Source organism: Paenimyroides ceti, from assembly GCF_030409925.1.
Genome location: NZ_JAUFQU010000001.1, coordinates 642,012 through 668,679, shown reverse-complemented (window position 1 = coordinate 668,679; position 26,668 = coordinate 642,012). Strand labels below are relative to the sequence as shown.

29 protein-coding genes are annotated in these 26,668 nt (G+C 34.0%); 11 read left to right on the top strand and 18 right to left on the bottom strand.

The features are described from left to right. Positions 1 to 60 precede the first annotated feature (60 nt). Entirely contained in the window at positions 61 to 759 is a 699-nt protein-coding gene (locus tag QW060_RS03115) for a DsbA family oxidoreductase (protein ID WP_290362248.1), read from the bottom strand. A gap of 78 nt (positions 760 to 837) precedes the next feature. On the opposite strand from QW060_RS03115, the gene QW060_RS03110 reads away from it, so the two are divergent. Continuing rightward, the gene (locus tag QW060_RS03110) at positions 838 to 978 is read left to right on the top strand and encodes a hypothetical protein (RefSeq protein WP_290362247.1); all 141 of its coding nucleotides are present in this window, start codon (positions 838 to 840) and stop codon (positions 976 to 978) included. A gap of 115 nt (positions 979 to 1,093) precedes the next feature. Beyond that, the gene (locus QW060_RS03105) at positions 1,094 to 1,657 is read left to right on the top strand and encodes a helix-turn-helix domain-containing protein (protein WP_290364675.1); all 564 of its coding nucleotides are present in this window, start codon (positions 1,094 to 1,096) and stop codon (positions 1,655 to 1,657) included. A 44-nt stretch (positions 1,658 to 1,701) separates the two neighbouring features. Here QW060_RS03105 and QW060_RS03100 read toward each other — a convergent pair whose 3' ends face one another. Together QW060_RS03100 and QW060_RS03095 are read right to left on the bottom strand one after the other, a co-directional pair. Continuing rightward, the gene (locus QW060_RS03100; RefSeq protein ID WP_290362246.1) at positions 1,702 to 2,028 is read right to left on the bottom strand and encodes a helix-turn-helix domain-containing protein; all 327 of its coding nucleotides are present in this window, start codon (positions 2,026 to 2,028) and stop codon (positions 1,702 to 1,704) included. Further along, positions 2,025 to 2,450: a transposase gene (locus QW060_RS03095; protein WP_290362245.1), complete on the bottom strand. Its 426-nt coding sequence runs from the start codon at positions 2,448 to 2,450 to the stop codon at positions 2,025 to 2,027. Before QW060_RS03095 ends, QW060_RS03100 begins: the two co-directional genes overlap by 4 nt. Before the next feature lie 160 nt (positions 2,451 to 2,610). On the opposite strand from QW060_RS03095, the gene QW060_RS03090 reads away from it, so the two are divergent. The 5 genes from QW060_RS03090 to QW060_RS03070 all read left to right on the top strand — a co-directional run bounded on the left by QW060_RS03090 (position 2,611) and on the right by QW060_RS03070 (position 8,430). Continuing rightward, positions 2,611 to 2,997 carry a helix-turn-helix domain-containing protein gene (locus QW060_RS03090; RefSeq protein WP_290362244.1) on the top strand — a complete coding sequence of 129 codons (387 nt, stop codon included), beginning with the start codon at positions 2,611 to 2,613 and terminating at the stop codon, positions 2,995 to 2,997. A gap of 71 nt (positions 2,998 to 3,068) precedes the next feature. Next, complete coding sequence (locus QW060_RS03085; protein WP_290362243.1) at positions 3,069 to 5,483, top strand: heavy metal translocating P-type ATPase; 2,415 nt, start codon at positions 3,069 to 3,071, stop codon at positions 5,481 to 5,483. A gap of 104 nt (positions 5,484 to 5,587) precedes the next feature. Beyond that, positions 5,588 to 6,472 (top strand): OmpA/MotB family protein, encoded by an 885-nt coding sequence (locus tag QW060_RS03080; RefSeq protein WP_290362242.1) that lies wholly within the window; start codon positions 5,588 to 5,590, stop codon positions 6,470 to 6,472. A 125-nt stretch (positions 6,473 to 6,597) separates the two neighbouring features. Beyond that, positions 6,598 to 7,680: a glycine cleavage system aminomethyltransferase GcvT gene (gene gcvT, locus QW060_RS03075; RefSeq protein WP_290362241.1), complete on the top strand. Its 1,083-nt coding sequence runs from the start codon at positions 6,598 to 6,600 to the stop codon at positions 7,678 to 7,680. 39 nt (positions 7,681 to 7,719) lie between these two features. Further along, a complete protein-coding gene (locus tag QW060_RS03070; RefSeq protein ID WP_290362240.1) occupies positions 7,720 to 8,430 on the top strand; it encodes a YebC/PmpR family DNA-binding transcriptional regulator in 711 nt (236 codons plus the stop codon). Between the two features lie 33 nt (positions 8,431 to 8,463). Here the strand turns inward: QW060_RS03070 and QW060_RS03065 are convergent, their stop codons facing one another. The 11 genes from QW060_RS03065 to lpxK all read right to left on the bottom strand — a co-directional run bounded on the left by QW060_RS03065 (position 8,464) and on the right by lpxK (position 18,491). Further along, positions 8,464 to 9,048: a DcrB-related protein gene (locus QW060_RS03065; protein ID WP_290362239.1), complete on the bottom strand. Its 585-nt coding sequence runs from the start codon at positions 9,046 to 9,048 to the stop codon at positions 8,464 to 8,466. Beyond that, positions 9,017 to 9,490: a hypothetical protein gene (locus QW060_RS03060; protein ID WP_290362238.1), complete on the bottom strand. Its 474-nt coding sequence runs from the start codon at positions 9,488 to 9,490 to the stop codon at positions 9,017 to 9,019. Before QW060_RS03060 ends, QW060_RS03065 begins: the two co-directional genes overlap by 32 nt. A 30-nt stretch (positions 9,491 to 9,520) precedes the next feature. Then, positions 9,521 to 10,456, bottom strand: a complete 936-nt coding sequence (locus QW060_RS03055; protein ID WP_290362237.1) for a T9SS type A sorting domain-containing protein — start codon at positions 10,454 to 10,456, stop codon at positions 9,521 to 9,523. 68 nt (positions 10,457 to 10,524) lie between these two features. Further along, entirely contained in the window at positions 10,525 to 11,103 is a 579-nt protein-coding gene (locus tag QW060_RS03050) for a hypothetical protein (protein WP_290362236.1), read from the bottom strand. Between the two features lie 509 nt (positions 11,104 to 11,612). Further along, positions 11,613 to 12,575: a T9SS type A sorting domain-containing protein gene (locus tag QW060_RS03045; RefSeq protein ID WP_290362235.1), complete on the bottom strand. Its 963-nt coding sequence runs from the start codon at positions 12,573 to 12,575 to the stop codon at positions 11,613 to 11,615. A 51-nt stretch (positions 12,576 to 12,626) separates the two neighbouring features. Continuing rightward, positions 12,627 to 13,619: a T9SS type A sorting domain-containing protein gene (locus QW060_RS03040; protein WP_290362234.1), complete on the bottom strand. Its 993-nt coding sequence runs from the start codon at positions 13,617 to 13,619 to the stop codon at positions 12,627 to 12,629. Between the two features lie 241 nt (positions 13,620 to 13,860). Beyond that, entirely contained in the window at positions 13,861 to 14,847 is a 987-nt protein-coding gene (locus tag QW060_RS03035; protein ID WP_290362233.1) for a T9SS type A sorting domain-containing protein, read from the bottom strand. Positions 14,848 to 14,877: 30 nt separating this feature from the next. After that, the gene (locus tag QW060_RS03030) at positions 14,878 to 15,888 is read right to left on the bottom strand and encodes a T9SS type A sorting domain-containing protein (protein ID WP_290362232.1); all 1,011 of its coding nucleotides are present in this window, start codon (positions 15,886 to 15,888) and stop codon (positions 14,878 to 14,880) included. 2 nt (positions 15,889 to 15,890) lie between these two features. Further along, positions 15,891 to 16,871, bottom strand: a complete 981-nt coding sequence (locus QW060_RS03025; protein ID WP_290362231.1) for a T9SS type A sorting domain-containing protein — start codon at positions 16,869 to 16,871, stop codon at positions 15,891 to 15,893. A 68-nt stretch (positions 16,872 to 16,939) separates the two neighbouring features. Next, positions 16,940 to 17,098 carry a hypothetical protein gene (locus QW060_RS03020; RefSeq protein ID WP_290362230.1) on the bottom strand — a complete coding sequence of 53 codons (159 nt, stop codon included), beginning with the start codon at positions 17,096 to 17,098 and terminating at the stop codon, positions 16,940 to 16,942. Between the two features lie 376 nt (positions 17,099 to 17,474). Next, the gene (gene lpxK, locus QW060_RS03015) at positions 17,475 to 18,491 is read right to left on the bottom strand and encodes a tetraacyldisaccharide 4'-kinase (RefSeq protein WP_290362229.1); all 1,017 of its coding nucleotides are present in this window, start codon (positions 18,489 to 18,491) and stop codon (positions 17,475 to 17,477) included. Positions 18,492 to 18,557: 66 nt separating this feature from the next. Between lpxK and QW060_RS03010 the strand changes: the two genes are divergently transcribed. From QW060_RS03010 to QW060_RS03000, 3 genes are read left to right on the top strand one after another with little or no spacing between them, the layout of a single operon-like run. After that, positions 18,558 to 19,652, top strand: a complete 1,095-nt coding sequence (locus QW060_RS03010) for a Nif3-like dinuclear metal center hexameric protein (RefSeq protein ID WP_290362228.1) — start codon at positions 18,558 to 18,560, stop codon at positions 19,650 to 19,652. A gap of 2 nt (positions 19,653 to 19,654) precedes the next feature. Then, on the top strand, positions 19,655 to 20,437 hold the full coding sequence (locus QW060_RS03005) for a zinc ribbon domain-containing protein (protein ID WP_290362227.1): 783 nt from the start codon (positions 19,655 to 19,657) through the stop codon (positions 20,435 to 20,437). A 2-nt stretch (positions 20,438 to 20,439) separates the two neighbouring features. Next, positions 20,440 to 21,327, top strand: coding sequence for an alpha/beta hydrolase (locus QW060_RS03000; protein ID WP_290362226.1), 888 nt, complete (start codon positions 20,440 to 20,442; stop codon positions 21,325 to 21,327). Here QW060_RS03000 and QW060_RS02995 read toward each other — a convergent pair. Then, positions 21,324 to 22,373: a glycosyltransferase family 9 protein gene (locus QW060_RS02995; protein ID WP_290362225.1), complete on the bottom strand. Its 1,050-nt coding sequence runs from the start codon at positions 22,371 to 22,373 to the stop codon at positions 21,324 to 21,326. The genes QW060_RS03000 and QW060_RS02995 overlap by 4 nt on opposite strands. 122 nt (positions 22,374 to 22,495) lie before the next feature. Between QW060_RS02995 and rluF the strand changes: the two genes are divergently transcribed. Further along, positions 22,496 to 23,359, top strand: coding sequence for a 23S rRNA pseudouridine(2604) synthase RluF (gene rluF, locus QW060_RS02990; RefSeq protein WP_290362224.1), 864 nt, complete (start codon positions 22,496 to 22,498; stop codon positions 23,357 to 23,359). 37 nt (positions 23,360 to 23,396) lie between these two features. Here rluF and QW060_RS02985 read toward each other — a convergent pair whose 3' ends face one another. The 3 genes from QW060_RS02985 to QW060_RS02975 form a co-directional block, all read right to left on the bottom strand. Next, a complete protein-coding gene (locus QW060_RS02985; RefSeq protein WP_290362223.1) occupies positions 23,397 to 23,816 on the bottom strand; it encodes a DoxX family protein in 420 nt (139 codons plus the stop codon). 101 nt (positions 23,817 to 23,917) lie between these two features. Continuing rightward, positions 23,918 to 25,690: a MutS-related protein gene (locus QW060_RS02980; RefSeq protein WP_290362222.1), complete on the bottom strand. Its 1,773-nt coding sequence runs from the start codon at positions 25,688 to 25,690 to the stop codon at positions 23,918 to 23,920. 78 nt (positions 25,691 to 25,768) lie between these two features. Then, entirely contained in the window at positions 25,769 to 26,656 is an 888-nt protein-coding gene (locus QW060_RS02975; protein ID WP_290362221.1) for a bifunctional 5,10-methylenetetrahydrofolate dehydrogenase/5,10-methenyltetrahydrofolate cyclohydrolase, read from the bottom strand. Positions 26,657 to 26,668 lie beyond the last annotated feature (12 nt).

Here is a 26,668-nt window from a genome sequence, read left to right as displayed (position 1 = left end):
GAGCAATAGCAACATTATTAAAAATAAAAAGCCGCATTGCAGCGACCTTTTATTATGAACTTAATGGCAACCGCCGTCTACTGAACAGCAACTACCTGAATCACGTGAATTTGATATTGCTTGCGTTTCATTATAGGTTTGAAACAAAGCTTCTTCAAAAACTTCAGAGGGTTGTGCTCCGGAAACAGCATATTTATTATTCAACACAAAAAACGGTACTCCGGATATTCCCATATTTTTAGCATCCATGATATCCTGATTCACTTCGTAATCATAAGCCTCAGAATGCAATACTTCCTCTGCTTTTACCTTATCCAAGCCAACTGATGCAGCCAAATTTGCTAATTCTGTTACATCTGCAACATTTTTTTCATCTGTAAAATGTGCTTTAAACAAAGCTTCTTCCATTTCACTTCCTTTTCCATTTTCCTGAGCAAAATGTATCAGTCTGTGAGCTGTATTGGTATTAACAACAACTGCATTTTCCTGGTTGAACTGAATACCGGCTTTGTTTCCTATCTCAACAATGTTTTGTTGCATTTCTTTGATCTTATCAACAGGAAGTCCTTTCTTTTGTGAAAGATAGGTATTGATAGAAATACCTGCTGTATTTTTATCCAATGTCGGATCAAGCTGATAGCTCTTCCACTCGATCTCTATTTCATCTTTAAAAGGAAGTTTTGCTACCGCAGCTTCCATATTTTTCTTTCCTATATAACAAAACGGACACATTACATCGGACCAAACCTGAATTTTCATCGTTCGTTGATTTTAAAATTATACTTACAAAGTAACTAAAAAATCCCCTTTTACAGCTTACATAATTTCACCAAAAAATTGCAAAACAAGACAATGCTGATTCCTGTCGTTTCTCGTATTTACTACAATATCAGTACCTTTGTTTACATTTTACAGAAAGAGTTTACATACTGTGCCTATCAACCAAAAGAAAACAGAGATTTCATCTTTAAAGGTTAAACTTCACAAAAGAAGGTACTGCACTACATCCTTGTTCTATATATACGCTCCATTTATTTTTTATTTCAAAGGCGTTTTGGTATATTTGGAGAAAATGATTAATATTTTTTACTCTATGAAGACATTACGCATTAAAAATATGGTATGCCCAAGATGTATTATGGTTGTTGAAAAAACCTTAGAAGATATGGGTTTCGAAATTAATGATGTAGAACTTGGCTTAGTAGAATTTCATGAACCGATTACATTAGAAGATAAAGCAGCAATCGAAAAAAAAATGATCCCACTGGGATTTGAGATTTTAGAAGATAAAAAAAGTATGCTGGTAGAGCGCATCAAAAATGCAATTATTGAATTGGTTTCCAAAGATGTAAACGACTTAAAAATCACTTTATCAGAATATCTTTCCAGTAAACTCCAAATGGAATACAAAGCGTTGAGCAAGTTGTTTTCAACCCAGGAATCACAGACTATTGAACAGTATTATATTCTTCAAAAGATTGAAAAAGTTAAAGAACTTCTTGTATATGATGAACTGAATCTCAGCGAAATTGCCTACAAAATGAATTACAGTTCAGTTGCCCATTTGAGTAATCAATTCAAAAAAGTAACCGGCTTATCTCCTTCACATTTCAAAGAAATTAAGGCAAATAAAGATGAGATTATTAATCAGTTTTAATTTCATGGTACTATAAAAAGGCTAAGAAAACATAACAGTATTTTTTAGCCTTTCTTTTTTTCTTTCTTCCAGCGACCAATAGTATTTCTGCTTATTTTAAACTTTTTAGCGACATCTGCAATCGTCATTTTATGCAGCTCCTGATAATTTAAAATATAGTCAATGGATTCTTTATCATAAGAACGCAGTTGTGTATTTCTGTTTTTACGATCACAAAGCGGCTGTTTTGTTACTACTTTCTGATTCAAAAAGATTACATCAAGACTGTTAAGCTGCTTTTTCTTTAATACTTTCTGGATATCCGCATCTGCTTTTATCCCATACTTTTTAAGCATTTCTTTGTATATATGCTTGTAATTAGGAGCATTCATTGATCAGCATATTTCATTAGCCATCTGGATAATGTTGTTTTTGGAATTCCGTACTCTTCTATTATTTGTTTTCTGGTTTTTGTTTCAGATCGTATCTGCTCAACAATAAAAGCAATAATCTCATGTGTATATACGTGTTTTTTGAAATGAGGTAAAGAAGAAGTATCTCTTTTCTCCTTTAAGATTTTATTATCAAACGGAGCATATATAATCAAATGTCCGCTATACAATCTAAAAAAATCATATTCCAGCAATTTCGACCATTTCAGTAAGCTTTCAGTATCAATAGATTTACTGCGATATACCTCATCTATATAATGTTCAGTACATTTAAAAAACTTGCAAATACGTAGAACTGATATTTCTGATTCATTTACTTTATTTTTAATCAGTTCTCCGATATTAATATTTTTTAAGTTCATTATTGGCTGATGAAAGAAGAATGAATCATTAAAAATATCTTAACTTTTTATCGCAAAAGAAATTTTTAATTATTGTTAATTTTGATGATATTAGCAAATATATTTATCAAAATCAAATTTGATTATTAAGAATCAAATTACCTTATCAATATCTTAATAAATGATCGGACCAAAAATTAGAAAATTACGGAATCAATACGGATTTTCGCAAGAATACTTAGCTTCTGAATTAAGTGTTTCACAAGCCACATTATCGAATATTGAATCAGGAAGAACTGTTCCCGATATTGATCTCATCAAAAAAATATGTACCGTATTTAATATTGACATCTATGATCTCGTTACTCTTGAGAAAAGAATTTATCAGGAAAATAAAGACAATACACGCAATCCGATAGGTTACATAGAAAAAAACATCATCAACCACTTTCCTGAAAAACTCATTGAACAGTATGAAATCCGTATAAAAGATTTACAGGAACGCATTGAGGAACTCAAAATTGAAAACAAGATGTTTAAAGAAAAATTATTGAAACAAATCATTTAGTACATACTTTTATTTGAGCAATAAGCTCCGCTAATTCAAAAATTCACACTTTGTAAGAAATAACTGAACAAATGAAAACCAGATACAAAATAAATGGTATGAGTTGTGACGGTTGCCGTACCAAAGTTGAGGGAGCCCTTAACTCATCTGATAACGTTAGTGCATACGTAACTTTATTTCCTCCAGAAGCCATTATAGAGTCCAACAAAAAGCCTAATACTGCAACTTTACAAAAACAACTCTCAAAAGTTGGGAACTATACTCTTCAGGAAATATACAGAGATGCTGACGGAAATGAACAGTTACGTGGAATTGAACATCACGCCGTTTCAGCATATACTAATGAAACAACAGATGTGAGCCATCTTGGCGGAAAATATATATGCCCCATGCGATGCGAGGGAGAGAAAGTGTATGACTCCAATATCGGATGTCCGGTCTGTGGTATGGATCTTGTACAAATCGGTGCCTCAACTGAAGATAGTGAAGAAGAACACCGGAAAATGCGACAAAAATTAATTTTGGCAACCGCATCTACGATACCTGTTTTTGCATTGTCAATGCTGGGGATGAAACACGATAGTTTTATCTACACCATTATTCCTCATGAGATTTCCAACTATCTGCAATTGGCACTAACTCTGCCTGTTGTATACATTACACGAACCTATTTTCAAAGAGCATATACATCTTTTAAAACATGGAAGTTAAATATGTTCAGCCTCATAGGTCTTGGAGCCGGAGCAGCGCTTGTATATTCTATTATTGCCTTATTCTTTCCTAATATTATCCCTGAGGAAATGAAAGGGGAACACGGCATGATGCATCTGTATTTTGAATCCGTAACCGTCATACTCACATTGGTATTACTGGGACAATTTCTCGAAGCCAGAGCACACAGTAAAACCAATAAAGCCATCCAGTCATTGCTTGAACTGGCCCCTACGGAAGCTATTCTTGTTACAGAAAAGGGAGATGAAAAAATTGCCATCGAACAAATTGAAAAAGGCAATTTGTTACGCGTAAAACCAGGTGAAAAAATTCCCATTGACGGTATCGTAACAGAAGGGAATTCTTCTGTTAATGAGTCTATGATTACCGGAGAACCAATACCAGTTTCAAAAAAAGAAAACGATACTGTAATCGCCGGAACTGTCAATGGAAATCATTCCTTTGTAATAAAAGCAGAAAAAATAGGTTCCGAAACCCTGCTGTCACAAATAATAGAAATGGTAAATAAAGCAAGCCATTCCAGAGCTCCGATACAAAAAGTAGCTGATAAAATAGCTTCTTATTTCGTTCCTGTTGTCATCGGTATCTCGGTTCTCACTTTTATTATTTGGAAATTTGCAGGACCTCAGCCCGGTTATTCTTATGCTTTTGCCAATGCGTTGGCTGTATTAATTATTGCGTGTCCATGCGCTTTAGGACTTGCAACTCCTGTATCCGTACTCGTTGGCATAGGTAAAGGCGCACAAAACGGAATTTTGATAAAAAATGCTGAAGCATTGGAGAACCTTCATAAAACTGATATTGTTGTTACTGATAAAACCGGTACATTGACTGAAGGAAAACCTTCACTTGAAAAAATTATTGCTACTGACAGCATTTCCGAGAGAGAACTTTTACAGTTAACAGCTTCATTGAATCAACACAGTGAACATCCGTTGGGACAATCGTTTATTACAAAAGCAAAAGATGAAAACCTGAATCTTATTCCTGTAAAGCTATTCTCAAATATTACAGGCAAAGGGATACAAGGTATAGTCGATGGTAAAAAAGTCAGTCTGGGCAATATCGCCTTAATGAACAGTAATAAAGTGTCTGTTTCTGAAGAAATCAAGACAGAAGTAGAAACCCAACAGGCTATGGGAAAAACAATTTCCTATATAGCTCAGGATCAAAAAATAGTTGGCTATTCTATTATATATGATCCGGTTAAAGAAAGCAGCATAGCTGCTATTTCTGCATTGGATGCCAAAGGTATACGCATTATAATGCTCACAGGCGATAATACAAAAACAGCACATACTGTAGCAAAGCAGCTTAAAATAGATGATATAATAGCCGAAGCTGTGCCACAAGACAAATTAAAAATTATTGAAAATTTGCAAAGAGAAGGCAAAAAGGTGACCATGATCGGGGATGGTATTAATGATGCACCTGCACTCGCTCAGGCAACTGTAGGAATTGCTATGGGTACAGGAACCGATGTCGCTATTGAAAGTGCGCAGATTTCTTTACTCAAAGGGGATATGACCGGTTTGATAAGAGCTATAAAACTAAGTGAAGGAGTGATGAAAAACATCCGGCAGAATTTATTTTTTGCCTTTATATACAATATTGTAGGCATTCCTATTGCTGCAGGTATCTTATATCCTTTTTTGGGCATTCTGCTCTCCCCGATGATCGCAGCAGTTGCCATGAGTTTTAGTTCAGTATCGGTAATAAGCAATGCTTTAAGGCTCAGAAGGCTTAAAATATAAGGAATTTGGGATTTAATTTTCCGTTAAACAGCACTGTACAAAAGGTATTTTTAGTATATTTACCTTTACTAAATTGCATTTAAATCCATAAATAGAAAACGAATATGAGAAAATTAGCCCTATTATGTTCAGTAGCCGGTTTATTAGTATTGTCATCCTGTGGAGCAAAAAAGAAAATTGCTGCTTTGGAAAATAAAAACAATCAAATACAATCGCAATTAAACAACACGCAAAACGAATTGCACGATACGAAAACCAAGCTAAGCAACTGTCTGACTGAAAAGGATGGTCTGAATCAGCAAATGGGTCTTTTAAGACAAGCCAATGCAGATTTGAAACAAAACAACAGCGATCTGATCAGTAATATTCAGGGAATGACTACTCTTACTGCAAAAGGAGCAGCCAATCTTGAAAAATCATTAGAGAGTATGCGAGAAAAAGATCTTCGCATCAATCGACTTCAGGATGCTTTATCCCGCAAAGATTCGGTAACTTTAGCACTGGTAACGAGCCTGAAAAGAGAAGTCGGTATCAATGATCCGGATATTGAAGTAAATGTAGAAAAAGGCGTTGTTTACATCTCTATTGCAGATAAATTACTGTTTAAGACAGGAAGTTATGAAGTAAGCTCAAGAGCGAGAGATATTCTTAAAAAAGTAGCTACCGTTGTAAATGCAAAACCTGATTTTGAGTGTATGGTAGAGGGGCACACAGATAATGTTCCTTATCGTGCGAGCAATGGTGTATTACTGGACAACTGGGATTTGAGTGTAAAACGTTCAACTTCTGTAATCCGTGTATTACAGGAATTAGGTGTAAATCCGTCCCAACTGGTAGCAGCAGGTCGCGGAGAATATAATCCGTTAGTGGTGAACGATTCAGATGCTAATAAAGCACGAAACAGAAGAACCCGTATTTTGGTACTTCCAAGAATCGATCAGTTTTATGATATGATTGAAAGAGAAATGAAAACTCTTGGCAAGCAATAATTATTCTTTAATAAAGAAATCCCGTTACTTCAGTTTCGGGATTTTTTTATTGAAATCCGTTTTTTTGCAAATGCCTAAAAAATAACTTACATTCGCTCAACGAAAAAAAATTAAATTAAAATATAATGAAACAAGTTCCTTTAAACAACGTACACATAGCTTTAGGCGCAAAAATGGTTCCTTTTGCAGGGTTTAATATGCCGGTACAATACGAGGGTGTAAATATTGAACATGAAACGGTTAGAAACGGTGTAGGTGTATTTGATGTTTCTCATATGGGATTATTCAAAATAACAGGTTCGGATGCCTTGGCTTTTGCTCAAAAAGTAACCTCAAATGATGTGGCTGTACTTATTGACGGTAAAGCACAATATGGTTATTTTCCAAATGATAAAGGAGGTGTTGTAGATGATATCATTACGTATCGCGTAAATGAAAATGAATATCTGATGGTTGTAAATGCTTCTAATATTGAAAAAGACTTTGAATGGATTTCTCAGTTTAAGACAGGAAATGTAACATTGGAAAATTTATCAGATGCTTACTCCCTTTTAGCAGTTCAGGGACCAAAAGCCAATGAAGCGATGCAAAGTCTTACAGATGTAAATCTTTCAGAATTGAAGTTCTATCATTTTACAGTAGGTAATTTTGCAGGTTGTAATGATGTCATCATTTCTGCAACTGGTTACACGGGTTCAGGTGGATTTGAGATTTACGCTAAAAATGAAAATATAGTTACTATCTGGAATAAAATCATGGAAGCCGGAGCAGCTTTCGGAATAAAACCAATCGGATTAGCGGCACGTGATACCCTGCGATTAGAAATGGGGTATTGTTTATATGGCAATGAGATTACAGATGAAACGTCTCCTTTGGAAGCTGGTTTGGGATGGGTAACAAAATTCACAAAAGATTTTGTAAATGCAGAAAATCTCAAAGCTGAAAAAGAAGCCGGAATTAAAAATAAATTAATCGGGTTTGAATTGATTGAAAGAGGAATTCCGCGTCATGATTATGAAATTGTGGATAAAGACGGAAATATTATTGGAAAAGTAACCTCAGGAACCCAATCGCCTTCTTTAGGAAAAGGAATCGGAATGGGATATGTTCCTGTAGCTTTTTCGAAAGAAGACAGTGAAATTTTCATTAGAATACGTAAAAATGATGTAAAAGCAAAAGTTGTAAAAACACCTTTTTATAAAAAATAAATATTTTTTACTTTTGTATCCTCAAAAATATATCTAATTATGGGAAGAGCGTTTGAATTTAGAAAAGCCAGAAAAATGAAGCGTTGGTCTGCAATGGCAAAAACGTTTACAAGAATAGGAAAAGAAATTGTAATTGCTGTAAAGGAAGGCGGTCCACACCCAGAAAACAATGCGCGTTTACGTGCTGTTATTCAGAATGCCAAAGCAGCCAACATGCCGAAAGACAATGTTGAACGCGCTATCAAAAAGGCATCTGATAAAGATACTGCCAATTATAAAGAAGTCTTATTTGAAGGATATGCTCCGCATGGAATTGCACTTCTGATAGAAACTGCCACTGATAATAACAACCGAACGGTAGCCAACATCAGAAGTTATTTTAATAAATGTAACGGTACGATGGGTACTCAGGGTTCTGTTGAATTTATGTTTGACCATACCTGTAATTTCAGAATTCCAAAAATCGAAGGTATTGATCTCGAAGAATTTGAATTGGAATTAATTGATCTGGGTGTCGATGAAGTTTTTGAAGATGAAGATGGTATTATGATATATGCCCCATTTAACAGCTTTGGTGCTATTCAGAAAGAACTTGAAAGCCGTGGTCTTGAAATTTTATCTTCAGGATTTGACCGTATACCACAAGTAACAAAAGAACTTACAGAAGAGCAGATTGCAGATGTTGAAAAATTATTAGAAAAGATAGAAGAAGACGATGATGTGCAGAATGTATTTCATACAATGGCTTAAAAGAATAAAAAAAACCGACTAACGTCGGTTTTTTTATGGATTTATTTTTATCGATGATAAAACCTCATCAATCGCCTTTTCATAACGTATGCGTAACACATCTAAAAAGTTTACTGTAAAGATGATGAGTTCATCATTAACCGTTGTAAAGAAAAAGTAATTAAAAATAAGATGTTCACCACTTTTAAAATTTAATTTCATAAAGCCTACAGGAACTCCTGAAGCAGAAGTTATGATTCCTTTTTCCAGGACAATAAGATCGGGTACTTCTTTCTTATAAGAATCCAATTGAAAATCAAGATAACTGTTGAATTGTTCTCTGGTACATAACGCTTTTGTATTTTCTACAATAAGATTGAGCTGCTGTCTTTCATCCGTCAATATAAGAATAGGCTTTTTGCTCATCCGATAACGAAGGCTAAAGTCACGATCACTCATCTCTTTAAAATCTGCAGGAACATTTATAGACAATTTTCCTTGTAAAAGAGTTATCTCTTTCACACTGGTCTGAGCTATACCTGTTATGCAAAACAACAGGAAAAACAAACAAATACTATATGTTCTACGCTCCATAACAATTCTGATATTAGAAATTACGTTCTTTCTCTGTATAGTCAACAGCTTGCTTCTTTACAAAATAAGCCAGACTGTCTGATCTCAGAAAAAGGGTATCTTTCGTTGCATTTAATTTATACAAAAAAGAATATTCATCTATTCTTTCTACTCCAGCCGATTCGTTTTTATAGAAAGATGCAAACGTAATTCTGTTGGATGTATGGTACCAATATCGTTGATCACTTTTAAGATTATAATACTCTCCTCTTTGTTCATAAAGTGTTCGTATAAAAACCGGATCGAAAACCACATAAGCAGCATCCTTCATATCAAATCCATCCCCCAAATATACCGGAGCATCAGTTTTTACTTCATATTTCCAAAACCCCTGTAAATCAACAGATTTTGGTTGTTGAATATAAAAATCAACCTTGCTGTCCATTATATCATCGTCAGAGCAGGAAAACAGAGAAATCAATACTCCCAGTAAAACTATTTTTTTCATGTGTAGTATTTTTACTACTGCAATTTACTATTATTTCTTAAGAAACTTCTTTGTTGTGTTTCCTATTTTAATAAAATACATACCGCTATTTACATCTGTAACATCCACTGTGTTTTCCAAATCTGTAAATTTGCCTTTTCGGATGATTTTACCTGTGAGATCTGTGATAACATAGTCTGTTGAATCCATATTTTCCAACGAAATACGTAATGATTCCGTTACTGGATTAGGATATATACGGAATTGAATTTTATTGAATTCTTCTGTAGCTGCAGATGTTGAAGGAGTAAATTTATAAACTCTTCCATTTGTCGGGTAGGTTGTCATTACATAGTCAATGTTCGGATCCACTTGTTGTCCGTTAAAGAATTCTGCAACAGTAGGTGATGCCGGATTTCCATAAAGTGCACAACCGTATACCTCATTCATACTTACAATACCCATCTGAATACCATCTTCAATGACAGACATATTTGATGCTGTAATGTTTGTATTACCGTAACGATACTCAATCACATTGGTTCCTTCATAAATCCAAACCTGAAAATTCAGGAACAGATTGTTCGTTTGCAGTGTCAGTGCTTCATCTTCAGAACCTGCATTTTTAACCTGCATTTTTAGAATTCTGCTCCCTGCATTCCCTTCTACCTTATAGCCGATTGGAGATTGCGAAACGCCTTCATTAAAATTCTTATCCTGAATATAAATCCCGGAAGCTAATAGATAATAGAAATCATCGGTATCTTCATTTAATCCGGTAAGAAATATAAAATTATCATCCTGAAACGCAAAATGAGTAATCACCTGTCCGGCAACTTTAAAGCTGAAAGGTACCTGATAAGGTCCAAAATCATCGAAATCCCACACCTGTCCATTATTTACTGAAATAGGAGATGTCAAATCTGCGTAGGTTGCAGTAGAAGTCGTAATAGTGTATAACGTCTGTGCCTGTGCTTGAATTATCATGAAAAACAAGCAGAATAGAAAATAATTTTTTTTCATATATTTTAGTAATTTTATAGCGCAATATACTATTATTTCTTAACACAATTATGTATTACAGTCCTTATCTTCATAAAATATATTCCTAAATCTAAATTAGTTAGGATCAACTTATTTTCTAATGCTTTAAAGACACCTTCCATTACAACTGTATCAGCTCTATCTGTGATAACAAATTCTATCGCATCCGATTTTTCAGAAGCAACTTCATCTGTATGGGCAATAAAATCTGCTATTCCTAATTCTTCCTCTTTAACTGACACAGCCGGAATAAACTGATAAACATTGCTGTTCAAAGAATGAGAACTTTTAATAGTTGTAATTTTCTCTGCATCTATTATGCTCTTGACGTCTATACAAACAGGTGATACCGGTTTATTGTAGCTAAAAAAAAGATAATTTAGCATGTGAGGTGTAATGCCTACAGGAATCACATAATACTCTTCTCTGACTATTTTTACACCTTCAATAGTTTTGTTTACACTACCATTACGGTATTCAATCATATTGTTATCTTCATAAATCCAGATTTGGAAATTTTCAGAAAGATTGTTACTCTCATTGAGATCAAATTCTGTTTCTGAACCAGAATTTTTTACCTCGAGCTTCAAAATTTGACTACCTTTAATCCCTTCCACACTAACAATGTAATAGCTGTACTCTAAATCAGTGCCATCCCCTGATTCTTCTCTACTTAAAACTTCTTCTTTCTCTACTCTTGCACAAATATCTTGAATGTAACTATCGGAAGTAGCTGTTAAATAATATTTTGTACCGCTTACTTTATCTAACCCTGTCAGGAAAACAAAATTATTGTCTTCAAAATCAAAATGCGTAATTGTCTGTCCTGCTATTTTAAAAGTAAACGGTATATCATAGGGCCCCATTCCATCTATATCTTCTATTTTACTGTTGTTTAGCGAAATCGCTTCAACCAAATTTTTATAGGTATCGATAATGGTTTTATACGTATAGACAGTCTGGGCATTTAGAGATACAGCAATTAGTAACAAAGTGAATAAAATAAAAGATTTGCGCATAAGAAAGTTATTTTAAAGCAAAATCCTACTGTAAATAGTACAGTAGGATTATTAGTTATCTTTTTATTTTATGAAAGACATCATTTTTTAAGAAATTTTTGTGTCGTATTTCCTATTTTGATACCATACATACCTGATGAAAGATCTCCGACCTCAATTGTATTTTCTAACGTTTTAAAAGTACCTTTCTGGATGGTTTTACCCGTCATATCGGTGATGATATAATCTGTTACATCCATTTTTTCTAAAGAGATATTCAGCATAGATGTAACCGGATTCGGATATATACTAAATTGGGTTTTATTAAATTGTTCTGTTCCTGCTGTAGTACTTGGAGTAAAACGGTATACAGTGCCGTTTGCCGGAAAAGAACTCATGACATAAGAATCTATTTCACTCTCGGTTCCGGCACCATCAAAAAGTTGAGTAAAATCAGGTGTTAACGGATTTCCATGTAAATAACAATCATAGTCATCATTTTTGTCAATTATAGCAATCAAAATAGCATCATCTTCTTGAAAAAGTGGTAAATCTTGTGCAGTAATATTAGTATTTCCGTAGCGATACTCAATGATATTACTTGTTTCATAAATCCAAATCTGAAAATTTATAAAAAGATTATTAGTACCTTTTTCAGTAAGCTCATCTTCTGAACCAGCATTTTTCACTTCTATTTTAAGTATTCTGCTCCCCTCTGTACCTTCTACTTTATAACTAACAGGTGAATGAGAAAGTCCTCCTACAGCAAAATTTTTATCTAAGGCAACAATTCCAGAAACCTCCAAATCATACTTATTATCTGATTGTTCTGAAGAAAAAGTAAAATTATCCTGCTCAAATGCAAATGTTGAAATAGTTTCTTCTGCAATCTTGAAACTAAATGGGACTTGGATAGGGTTAAAATCATTGTTACCCCATATTTGTCCATTATTAATGGAAATCGCATTTTCCAAATCCGTGTACGTAGCTGTTGAAGTCGTTAATGTGTACAAAGATTGTTCCTGTGCATTAGTCTTTACAATTATTAAAAATATAACTAACAAAAAAAAACTTTTCTTCATAGTTTATAAATATTATGTGTTTACTATATATTATTATTTTTTAAGAAATTTTTGTGTCGTATTTCCTATTTTGATACCATACATACCTGATGAAAGATCTCCGACCTCGATTGTATTTTCCAATGCTTTGAAAGTACCTTTCTGAATGGTTTTACCTGTCATATCGGTGATGATATAATCTGTTACATCCATTTTTTCTAAAGAGATATTCAGCATAGATGTAACAGGATTCGGATATATACTAAATTGGGTTTTATTAAATTGTTCTGTTCCTGCTGTAGTACTTGGAGTAAAACGGTATACAGTACCGTTTGAAGGGTAAGAAGCCATTTTATACTCATCTAAAGCATCTTCATTTGTGTTAAGTAGTTGTGCAAAACTAACAGAAGCCGGATTACCGTATACGAAACAACCGTAGCTCAGAGTTTTTTCAGCAATTCCTATGAGCCAAGGGTCATCTTCTAAAGTGGTCATATTATCTGCAGTAATATTAGTGTCTCCATAATGGTATTCAATTATATTTGATCCTTCATAGATCCATACCTGAAAATTCACAAACAGAGTATTTGTTTCTAACTCATCTACCTCGCTTGTAGAACCGGCATTTTTTACTTCCATTTTTAAAATTCTGTTTCCTGAAGTTCCTTCAACTTTATAGCTGATTGGTGATTCGGAATAGTTGACCGGTGATTGAGAAACTTCAGCATCTGAGTAATTTTTATCCTCAATAAAAATACCTGACGCTATTAGAAGATAGGTTTTAGCTGTTTCTTCCAGTCCCGTAATAAAAGCAAAATTATCATCCCGAAAAGTAAAATGTGTAATTGTCTGATTTGTTATTTTAAAACTAAAGGGCACTTCAATAGGATCATATTCATTGTTGTACCATACCAGATTGTTGTTGATTGATACGGCATCTGACAAATCTGTATAATTTGCTGAAGCAGTCGTTTGTGCATAAAATGTCTGGGCATTAGTTTGGATGCACATTAAAAATAGTGGCAATAGAATGAGACTTTTTTTCATGGTTAATATTTATATGTTACTATTTGTGATTATATCTTATTTACTAACTACACTTTAGAAAAAACACTTAGCGTATTTTTATTTAATCACTGATCGTGATCAATCTCATCCGTCAGTAGGTAGTCAAACATATGGAAATGGCTTTCCTACTTTAATCCTTTCTTTTAGAAAACTGAGAAGTAAGTTTTCGATACGCTTACTACCTAAATTGACGAAAGAGAAATATTTTCAATTTCTATCTTTATTTTTTAACGAATTTCTGAGTGGTATCTCCTATTCTGATAAAATACATACCAGATGTAAGATCTGCCACCTCAATTGTATTTTCTAACGCTTTAAAAGTACCTTTTTGAATGGTTTTACCTGTCATATCGGTGATGATAAAATCTGTCACATCCATTTTTTCTAAAGAGATACTTAGTATAGATGTAACCGGATTCGGATACATACGAAACTGTGTTTTATTAAAATTCTCTGTACTTACAGTACTGTTATTTGGTGCAAATCTATACACAGTCTTCTCTGCAGGATATGTTGTTATTCTATAGGGATTCCAGTACTCGTCTCCAAAAAGTTCAGCAAAAGTTGGTGCTGTAAGATCATTATAGACAAAACAGTTATAAATATCATAGCCCTTAACTCCAATCAAAAAATCACTTAATATTAAAAATATATCATAGGTTACCAAATCTTCCGGAGTAATATTCGAGGTACCGTAACGATATTCAATAACATCCGTTCCTTCATAAATCCATATTTGAAAATTCATAAAAATGTTAGTTGTTGAACTCACCGCTGGCTCAGCCTTTAAGCCCGCATTTCTAACTTCAATTTTCAAAATTCGGCTGCCCTCTGCTCCTTCAACTTTATAAGACATTAAAGATTGTGGTACTCCAATTTCAACCGGTCTTGACTTCAGAGCCAAACCGGCAGTTAGTAATTCATATACATTTTCGTCATCTTCTGATTCTGCCTGTGTAAAAAAAGTAAAAGAAGACCCTGTCCAGACAAAAAAGCTAATGGACTCTCCTGCTATTTTAAAAGGAAAAGGTGACTGAATTTCTGAACCATAGTCCGTAATCCAATCTTCACTCATAATCATTGGCACTCCATTCTCAAGATTTGTATAATTTTCAATAAAAGTAGTTTGCGTATACAGAGACTGTGGTTGTGCCTTTACCTGTATAAACATTAATAACAGACCTAATAAGAATAATTTTCTCTTCATGATTTTAAATTCAAATGTTATAATTAATTATTATTTTTTAATAAACTTCTGAGTGGTATCTCCTATTCTGATACAATACATACCTGATGAAAGATTTCCGACCTCAATTGTATTTTCTAAGGCTTTAAAAATACCTTTCTGAAGGGTTTTACCTGTCATATCGGTGATGATATAATCTGTCACATCCATTTTCTCTAAAGAAATTTTCAATATAGATGTTACCGGATTCGGATACATACGAAATTGGGTTTTATTAAACTGCTCAGTTCCTACTGTTGTAGTACTTGGAATAAAACGGTATAGTGTTCCATTAACAGGATAAGACGTTATTTTATAAGATCCCAATTCATTCTCTTCTACATTAGCTACTTCTGCAAAAGAAAGCGATGCAGGATCTCCGTAAACAAATCCACCATAATTTAAAAATTTCTCTCCCAATCCTATCAAAAAAGGATCTTGATTTTCCTGTACAAGCATCTCCATTGCTGTACTGTTAATATTTGAATCACCATAATGGTATTCAATTATATTGGTTGCTTCATAAATCCAAACCTGAAAATTCAGAAAAAGACTATTGGTTTCATTTGCATTTGATTCGGTTGTAGAACCGGCATTTTTTACTTCCATCTTTAAAACTCTGCTTCCCGCACTTCCTATCACCTTATAACTAATCGGGGATTGAGAAATTTCTTCATCGTAGTTCTTATCCTGAATAAAAATACCGGAAGCAATCATAAGATAAGTGGTGTCACTGTCATCGTTCAATCCTGTAAGAAATTCAAAATTATTACTTCGAAAACTAAAATGGGTGATGGTCTGACCGGCAATTTTAAAACTAAATGGTACCTCAAATGGTCCGTACTGATTATTATACCATACCTGATTATCGTTCAGCGAAATCGGATCTTCCAAATCTGTATAAGTTGTAGTAGAAGCAGTATGAGTATAATGAGTCTGCGCTTTTGTTTGTATAAACATCAACAACAGACCTAATAAAAATAATTTTCTCTTCATGATTTTAAATTCAAATGTTATAATCATTATTATTTTTTAATAAACTTCTGAGTGGTATCTCCTATTCTGATACAATACATACCTGATGAAAGATTTCCGACCTCAATTGTATTTTCTAAGGCTTTAAAAATACCTTTCTGAAGGGTTTTACCTGTCATATCGGTGATGATATAAGCCATTACATCCATTTTTTCCAGTGAAATATTAAGTACTTCTGTTACCGGATTCGGATAGACACTGAATCGTGTTTTATCAAATTTATCATTAGCTACTGTAGTGCTTGGGGTAAAACGATATACAGTTCCACTTGCCGGATATGAGTTTAATGCATATTCTGTAAGGTCTATTTCATTAATATTACCATTATTTATCTCATTAAATGTTGGTGATACCGGATTTCCGGATACAAACCCACTATAAGTAAAAGATGGCTCTCCTATAGCTACGAGCAATGGATCTTCTTCTTCTTTAAAGTCTTCTATATCTGTCTGAGTAATATTTGAGTTGCCATAGTGGTATTCTATAACATCAGTTCCTTCATAGATCCAGATCTGTACATTTAAAAAAAGATTGTTGGTCTGATTTACTAATAACTCTGTTTCTGAACCGGCATTTTTGATTTCAATTTTTAAAATTCTGTTCCCAACAATTCCATCCACTTTATAACTAAGGGGTGATTCGGAAATACCAGTTTCGTAATTCTTATCCAGAACATAAATACCCGGAGCAGATAAAATATATTGAGAAGCATTTATTTCCATTGCTGTAAAAAAAACGAAATAATCATTTTCAAAACCAAAATTAGTAATAGGCTGATTGGCTATTTTAAAGGAAAACGGAACTTCAAAAGGACCATAAGGAATTCCGTTCCAAGCCTCTCCGTTATTGATAGAAATTGGATTTACCAAATCGGAATATGCTGCGTTATGCGTTGCAAGTACATAAAGAGATTGTGCTTTTGTTTGTAATATCATTAAAAACAGCACCAATAAAATGTAGTTTTTCTTCATACTTTGTATTGTATTAAATTAAACGTAAGTAGAACCTTTCACACCTTTGAATAGCGTATGAGAATTAATTAAAAAAATAACAAATCATATAATATCTTGCTTTGGTATAAGACTGTATGGTATATCAAATCAATCCGAACAACAATATGATAAGAGCAATTTAAACTTGTCTTTAAGTAGTAACAGGATAATAAACCTGCTTTTTCGGTAGTTATATTTGTTGACACATTATTATCAACTCCTTTTCAGTTTTCAATTGGTATAATTGAATTTTTTTTTCCTTAAGCTTTGGCTGAAAAAAGAATTATAATGTACCAACACTCTGATTGTCTATTTTAAGTACGCATCTTTACACTTTATATACACTATCTTTTATGCTGATACTTTACAGTGTAAACATTTGGCAAGAATTCATATTCGTATATAGAAGTAGAAATAAGTATAAGGATCAAGGCAATTACATATACTTATTATTATACGATACTACAAATATAGTAAAAATTTAATATAAACCTATTTCTTATTAATATTTTAACAAAAAAATCGTAACATATATATTCTTTGGACAAACATTTAAAAAGGGAATCAAAGGTAATTTTTGTTCTATATTGATTGTCTTACAAAATTCAATATAGTATTGTCAAACAAAGAATGATCATTGATAAAAGTAGTTTCAATAGGTAAATAATACAACTGATCAGGATGTATTTTACCTTTCAAGCGCATAAAATCTTTTTCGGTAGTGATAATTTTTTTTCCGTTCGCTTTCAATATTATCTTCTGAATATCCGTTTCAGAAAAATGATGATGATCCGGAAAAGTTATGGTTTTCGTTCTGCCAATTTTCAGATGATCATAAAAGTAATGAGGTTTTGCAATTCCGGCTACGGCGATAAAAGCTTCTCTATCTATTTCTTGCAATTCAATTGGTTCAATTCCATTATATATGTACTTGTCGTACGATATTGAAGTAAAAAACAATTGCTGATGTTTAAGAATAGAAAGTTTATTGGCAATTTTTTCCTGAGCATCAGAAGAGAGATTCGGAGGGCATTTTGTTACAATAATAACATCAGCCCTGCTGGCTCCTTTTTTAGATTCCCTTAAATTACCTGCCGGTAATAATAGGTCATCCATATATAAATCATTATACTTGGTTAGTAGAATAGTAAACCCCGCTTTAATGTGACGATGCTGGTAGGCATCATCCAAAAGAACTACCTCTGTTTGTGGTAATTTTTTCATTATCTGACGCACACCGTTTACTCTGTCCGTATCTACAGCTACATATATATCTTTAAATTTGGTAAAATATTGATACGGTTCGTCTCCTATGTCTTCCATTCTTGAGGTTTTATCTGCCAGATAAAATCCTGTCGTTTTTCGTTTGTAGCCACGGCTGAGAGTTACTACACGGAATTGTGGCTCTAATAAACGGATCAAATACTCTATCTGTGGCGTTTTGCCTGTACCTCCTACACTAAGGTTACCAACACAAATAATAGGAATATCAAAAGAAATCTGCTCTTTCCAGGATTGATCAAATGCTATATTACGCAATTGTGTTACTGCATCATATACAACAGAAAACGGAAATAGTAATTTTCTAAACGATATCATAACACGAAAGTAGCTATTTTTTTTATCTTTGAAGGTCGGAGCGTATTATAAAATCTCCTGTTTAATATGAAAATAAAAGAAATAATCCCGATTTTAGAAGAAATGGCTCCTTTGGGGTACGCCGAAGATTTTGATAATGTGGGTTTACTGATAGGTGATGCTGAAACAGAAATAACAGCAGTACTTGTATGTCATGATGCGATTGAAAGCATTGTTGAAGAGGCCATAGAGAAGAAATGTAATCTTATTATATGTTTCCATCCTATTCTTTTTTCGGGTTTAAAAAAAATTACCGGTAAAAATTATGTGGAAAGAGCTGTGTTGAAAGCCATCAGAAATGACATTTCTATTTATGCGGTTCATACCGCTCTGGATAACCACCAAAATGGTGTCAATAAAATTTTCTCTGACACTTTAGGGCTGATGTCTCCTAAAATACTCATCCCAAAACAGTCTTATATATATAAACTTTGCACATATGTACCGGCAAATGCAGCAGCTTCCCTAAAAGATGCTTTGTTCAGAGCCGGAGCCGGAGCTATCGGAAATTATGATATGTGTAGTTTTACTTCGGAAGGTACAGGTTCTTTCAGAGGAAATGATGCCAGTAATCCTGTATATGGTACAAAAGGAACAATAACTTATGCTGAAGAAACCAAAATTGAGCTTATTTTTGAAAACCATCTGCAATCAAAAATACTTAAGGCATTGTTCCAAAACCATCCGTATGAAGAAGTTGCTTATGAGATCAGTAAATTAGAAAATGTACATCAGTCTATTGGAATGGGAATGATTGGGGAGTTGCCGGAAGCTATGCACGAAAAAGAATTTCTGCTAATGGTAAAAGAAAAAACAGGTACCGGAGGTATCAGGCATAGTGCTTTTCTCAACAAACCTATAAAAAAAGTAGCCGTTTTAGGAGGATCAGGAAGTTTTGCCATCAAAAATGCTTTGCAGCAGGGAGCAGATGCTTTTATCACAGCGGACCTCAAATACCATCAGTTTTATGAGGCTGAAAATCAATTATTATTAGCTGACATAGGCCATTTTGAAAGCGAAAGATATATAAAAAATTATATTGTTGATTATCTTACAAAAAAAATTACTACTTTTGCGATTATTTTATGTGAGAGAAACACAAATCCAGTAAACTACCTATAGATATGACAAAGAAAGCAGAACTTACTGTCGAGGAAAAATTAAGAGCATTATATGATTTGCAATTGATTGACTCCAGAATTGATGAAATTAGAAACATGAGAGGAGAATTGCCTCTTGAAGTGGAAGATTTAAAAGACGAAGTTGCTGGACTAACTACTCGTTTGCAAAAATTAAACTCTGAATTAGAAACAGTAGAGGAGCAGATTAAGGTAAAGAAAAATGACATCGATACCTTTAAAGAATCCATCAAAAAGTATACAGAACAACAAAAAGATGTTCGTAACAACAGAGAGTTCAACTCTTTGACAAAAGAGATTGAATTTCAGAATTTAGAAATTGAATTAGCTGAAAAGCACATTAAAGAATTCAAAGCTACTATTGAGCACAAGAAAAACATTATTGCTCAGACCTCAGAAAAATTAGAGTCAAAGTCTACACATTTACAGCATAAAGAATCTGAATTAAACAGTATTTTATCTGAAACTGAAAAAGAAGAATCGTTATTAGCTGAAAAATCAAAAGAATTTGCAGACTTGATTGAAGAGCGTTTATTAAATGCATACACACGTATCAGAAACGGAGTAAAAAATCGTTTGGCGGTGGTATCTATAGAGCGAGGAGCATCTGCAGGATCTTTCTTTACCATCCCACCTCAGGTACAGGTAGAAATTGCAGCACGTAAAAAAATCATGACAGATGAGCATAGCGGAAGAATTTTGATTGACAGTGCTCTAGCTGAAGAAGAAAAAGAAAAAATTGATGCGATTATCGCAAAATTAAAATAAATTTGAAGCCTCTCTTAAAGAGGCTTTTTTTTATGAACTACTGGAAAAATTTAAAATATCGGTTACTTACCAAAGGTGCAGGGTTTTACATCAATGTTCTGGCTCTTTTTAAAGCTCAGCGGGCTGCTTCTTTAGCATATACCTTATTTTCTGTACCACGCGAAGGTAAACTCCTTGCCTTCACTCCTTTTCTGGAGAAGTCTCAAAAAAAGATATTATCGTTTCAGGAATATAAAATCCAGACGTATCAATGGCCAAATGATGGAGAAACAATTCTGCTCATACACGGATGGGAAAGTAACTCTAACCGCTGGCAGGGTCTTATACAATATTTTAAAAAGAAAAAAAATTACAATATCATTTCTTTAGATGCCCCTGGTCAGGGCATGAGTTCGGGCAAAGAACTGAATCCGATTCTATATAGTCAATTCATCCATGAAGTATGCAAGGAATTTAACCCTGATTACCTGATAGGACATTCTCTGGGCGGACTTACCATGTTTTACTATCAATCTCTGTATAAATTCCCTTCAGTAAAAAAAGTAGTGGGGTTGGGAAGTCCAAACCGGTTTTCACGTATTACAAATAATTACCAGAAATTACTTTCCCTGAGCCAAACCTCATTTCATCACTATATTTCAATTTTTAAAAATCGATTTGAAATTGACATTAAACAATTCAATACAGAACATTTTATTAAACATATCGATCAGCCTATCCTTATTATTCATGATAAAAGCGATCTGATAGTGCCTTATGAAGATGCTTTGGAAATCACAGAAAAAAATCCGGAAGTTACTTTTATTCCAACAGAAAATTTAGGTCACAGTCTTTATAATCAGAATGTGTATAAAAATATCATCGGATTTCTCGAAAGAAAAGATGTTTAGTTTAATGATCGCTGAACCTGATCCATAATCTGATCATAACTCATTTTTCGTGTATCTATTCCAATCTTGTCTGGGCCGTAAGGTGTATACATGTTTAGATCCGTAACAGAAAAAAGACCAATAAGCGGAGAGGTAACCGCACTTCCCAAATGCATCATTCCACTGTCTGCACATATAAAAAGATCCAGATTTTGTAAAAAACCTGCAATTTCACGAATGTCTTTACTATAATAAGAAGGTGCTTTAAATGCTATCTGAGAAACATTTTCTACCGGTAAAACTTCTATGATATTGTACTCAGTACCAAAACGCTGCATCAATCTCTCATAAACATTTGCCCACCATTCTTCTGAATAACATTTTTCACCAGTGGCAAAGGTATAAATACCGATTGTTTTCTTATCATTCTTAACCAATTTATCCAACAAATCCTTACCCTGAGCCAGTTCTTTATCATTTACTTTGATATCCAGCACCGGAATAGCCGTTTTTTTATCCTCGATTCCCAACATATTCAGATAGTAACGAAGATTATAAATGGCATTTTTGGCCATGTGATTATAATCACTATATTGTTTTTCCAATAGTTCAATCTTTTCACCGAAAAATTTATAACGGGCACGTGCTACTTTTGTAGACAACCTTCCGGACGATGAGTTTTGAACTACATTGATGACCATATCATATTTCTTTCTCTTCAATTTAAACCAGACACCAAAGTAGTCCAGCAAATGTTTAAAAGGTTTTTTAGGCAAATTATAAATAGTCTCTACCTCTTTATAGTTTTCAAAAATTATCGGTGAAAGCGTACCCCTTACAAATAAATCAATAGTACAATTTGGAAAAGTATCGATCACTTCATGAACCAAAGGTGTCATCATCAGCTGATTCCCCAGTCTGTTGTTTGGCCTGCTGATCAACACACGTTTTACCGTCAACGGATCGATAGGATCATATTTTGTATAATCAATGGTTTTTCCGATATTTTTGGTCAATCCTTTGGTTACTCTTCTTCTGATAACATTGACTTCCTTTAGTAAGCTCATTTTAAATCAAGGGGTTCGTTCATATTTAGATGCTACAAACATACTAATAAACCTATTATTTTTTATATCACATGATTATTTTTTTATATCGGAGACCATAATATATTTAGTAATTTTGCATTATGGAAGAATTGACAAGACTGAACAAATTTTTATCAGAAGCAGGTTATTGTTCACGCAGAGAAGCTGACAAACTTATTGAACAGGAAAGAGTAACCGTCAACGGGCAGCTTCCTGAAATGGGTACTAAAGTGAGTAAGAATGACGAAATAAGAGTGGATGGCACCCTCATAGGAGAAAATAACGAAGCTTCCGTTTATCTCGCATTTAATAAACCGGCCGGTATTGAATGTACAACCAATCATTCAGTAAGAAACAATATTGTTGATTACATCAACTATCCCAAGCGTATTTTTCCGGTTGGCAGATTAGACAAAGATTCTGAAGGTTTGATCATTATGACGAATGACGGAGACATTGTCAATAAAATTTTGCGCGCCAGAAACAATCATGAAAAAGAATATATCGTTACGGTTGACAAGCCTATAACAGATCGCTTTATAAGTCGTATGGGAAGCGGAGTTCCGATACTGGATACCATAACCAAAAACTGCCGCGTTGAAAAAATAAGCAGAACGGTTTTCAGAATTTTTCTTACACAGGGTCTCAACCGGCAGATACGCAGAATGTGCGAGCATTTTGATTACCAGGTTGTAGCTTTAAAAAGAGTACGCATCATGAACATTTCTTTGGATGTGCCTTTAGGAAAATACCGTGAGATATCGGCTAAAGAAATGAAAGAACTCAATAGCCTTTTAGAAGAATCTACCAAAACGGAAGAAGGCAGTCTGCCTAAAAATACCAATACGGTATCGAGAAAAGTAACGCCGCCTCCAACAAAAGACAAATCTTTTAATCGCAGTAAAAGGAGCATTGAAGAGCGTCCGCTTAAAAACGAACGTAGAAATCCTCGTAATACCAAATAAAAAAAGAGCTTTACAGCTCTTTTTTCTCATTAACAAATCAATATTTAGTTTGATAAACTGAATATTTGCCAGCACCCAAAAAAAAGATGGCTACAGAAACGAATAAATAAAAAATATTCAACTCCGCATTCCATGCACCAAATTCATTAATCTGAAAAGCAGTTCCTGAAAAAGCCAGATAGATAGACATTGCCATTGTAAAAGCAATAACCAAAGAAGCTGTTCGTGTAAACAATCCCAAGATCAGAAATACAGGAAACAATACTTCGCCAATAGGAACTCCCAACCAGAGAAATTCGGGTAATCCTTTATTTTTCAACGAACTGATTATAAAATCATGTCCGTGGGTTAATTTATGTATACCATGAAACAACATAAGACCTCCTACTGTAATCCGAAGAAGTAATTTTCCGATGTCATGATTTATATGTGACATTTGTGTTGACATATCCGTCATTATTTTAATGTAATATAATCAAAACTATTCATAAAAAATGTATCAGAAGATAATCCAGATTAAGAAATAGCCAATATGAGGTATAAACAATAATGATTCTCTTATATGATGCCCATTTTTTGCATGATAAACGTCGCATTTCTGTTTTCACAGATGCCATCCTGCATCTTATAATCAAAGCAAAGTTCATCATTAATAATAGCGACTTCAAATCGTTTGTTTGCCAGAATCTCCGGATACTTATAAGTGGTTTTACAAACTTCAAGATCATGTGTGGCAATCATTCCAGTTGCCTGTGTACATATGATTTTTTCTACTACTCCGATGGTACCCGAAGTTTTATCATCTGAATTAGTTCCTTTCAGAATTTCATCCAAAAGTATAAAAACCGGTTTTTCAGCTGCGTGTTCTACAATTGTTTTCAAGCGTTTTACCTCTGCATAAAAAAAGGATTCACTATCGTTGAGTGAATCGGTCAAACGCATAGATACCCATAACTCCATTGGTGCCACTGTTGCAAACTCAGCACAAACTGTAGCTCCCGCATTTGCCAAAACAAGATTAACACCAACAGTTCTCAGAAATGTACTTTTCCCTGACATATTAGACCCTGTGAGAATAACAAATCTGTTTTGGGTAAAATCAATGTCATTGCAAACTCTTTTCTCTGCTCTTATTAACGGATGTCCTAAAGCAGTAAATTTAAATTCGTTATTATGATTGATGTGCGGAAAGGCAAAATTGGGATTATTATAAGCACAATTTGCGAGACTGTTAAGCGCTTCTACTTCTCCTGCTATTTCAAACCATCGGATCAGTTGCAGGGCGTGTTGTTTTTTCCACCTGATAACTTGTTGAAGTACGTGATTATGGTATTGAAAAAATCCATTAAAAACAATCATCACAAATATATTCGCAATGGTCTGTAGTTTTTCAAAATGAGCTGACAACCGAAGTATGGCATCACTGGCTTTCTGGTTGTCCTTTATCAATTCTCTTTGAAGAGCTGTTAACTGGACTGAAGAAAAATTCTTCTGTTCAATTTCACGAAGAATACCACCATAGTTGGAGAGTGTATGGGAAATTTTATCCGAGCTTACTATTTCCTGCTGCATGCGTTTGCTATTAATAGAAAACAACATTAAATTCAATACAAAAAGAAATGAGGTAAGTTTTCCCACGAGCAGATCTGAAGTAATCAGATAAGCAACAGCACTAAACAGAAATACAACCGGAACCAGATAACTCAATAAGATTTTAATTTTTGAAAACGAAGCCGGCTCCTGCGTACACCATTGTTTTAATTTTTCAAAATCAACTTTTGAGTCATTGGATATTTTTGTCAAAGCATTAATTTTCTGCCTCCAATCTATCTCACCACTAAGCTCTTTTACAGCTTCCTGTCGTTTAACAATGACTTTTTCAGAAGAAGGATGCAACAATATACGGGCTAAAAAATCTTTTCCTACATAGGAAGCCGTTCTGTTGATGTACTGAAAAATAGAGGAAGTACCGAAAATATCCAGATCATAAGAATATGGGTGTTGAGAATCTGTATATTCCGCTCCGTCATCAAAAGAATTAGTCCCCTTTTCCAAAAAGTTCAGTTCGTCTTCATTAATTTGCATAAGAGCCTTATGATATGCCAGCTTTTTTGAAACCGACTGATATCTGTTGATCAATATCACAAATAAAACCACCATTCCAAAACTGATATAGCCGTACAAAGCATTTTCTGTTCTCAAAAAAAGATAGAACAAATAAATAATCCCCAAAATCGTTACTACTCGTAAATAACTCAGAACATTAGAAGTTTTCTTAAGATCGTGATGGATAGATTGATATTTTTTGAAAAGTGTCTGATAGGTGTGCATATATTTTTATAATCTATAATGTAAACATAAAAAAACCATCTGAATTTTCCAGATGGTCTTTGATTTTTTAGATAAAAACTATTCTTTTGCTTTTGCACGTCTTTCACGTGCAAGTAATGTGTTTTTTAATAACATGGCAATCGTCATGGGTCCGACACCTCCTGGCACCGGAGTAATAAAAGATGCTTTTTTACTTACATTTTCAAAATCAACATCTCCTTGTATCACATATCCTTTTGGATGACTATCATCAGCAACGCGCGTGATTCCGACATCGATAACCACCACATCATCCTTAACCATTTCCGCCTTCAGATAGTTAGGCACTCCCAATGCTGTAATAATGATATCTGCCTGTGTAGTAATCTGGCTGATGTTTTTTGTATGACTGTGTGTCAACGTTACTGTTGAGTTGCCCGGAAAGCCTTTTCTACCCATCAATATACTCATCGGCCTTCCTACAATGTGTGATCTTCCAATTACAACAGTATGTTTTCCCTGTGTCTGTACATTATAACGTTCTAATAATTCTAAAATACCGAAAGGTGTAGCAGGAATAAAAGTACTCATATCCAAGGCCATTCTTCCGAAATTCTCAGGATGAAAGCCATCAACATCTTTACTCGGGTCAACCGCCATTAAGACCTTTTGCTCATTGATCTGAGGAGGTAATGGCAACTGTATAATGAACCCGTCAATATCATCGTTTTCATTCAGTTCCTTGATTTTTGCCAAAAGTTCCACTTCAGAAGTAGTTGCAGACATCTTTACAAGGGTAGATTCAAAACCTACACGCTCACAGGCTTTTACTTTACTGCCTACATACGTAAGGCTGGCTCCGTCGTTACCTAAAATCACGGCTGCCAAGTGAGGTACTTTCTGACCTTTAGCTTTGATTTTACTTACTTCTTCTGCGATTTCGTTTTTTATATCATCTGATATTTTTTTACCGTCTAGTAGTTGCATTTTATGTGTGTT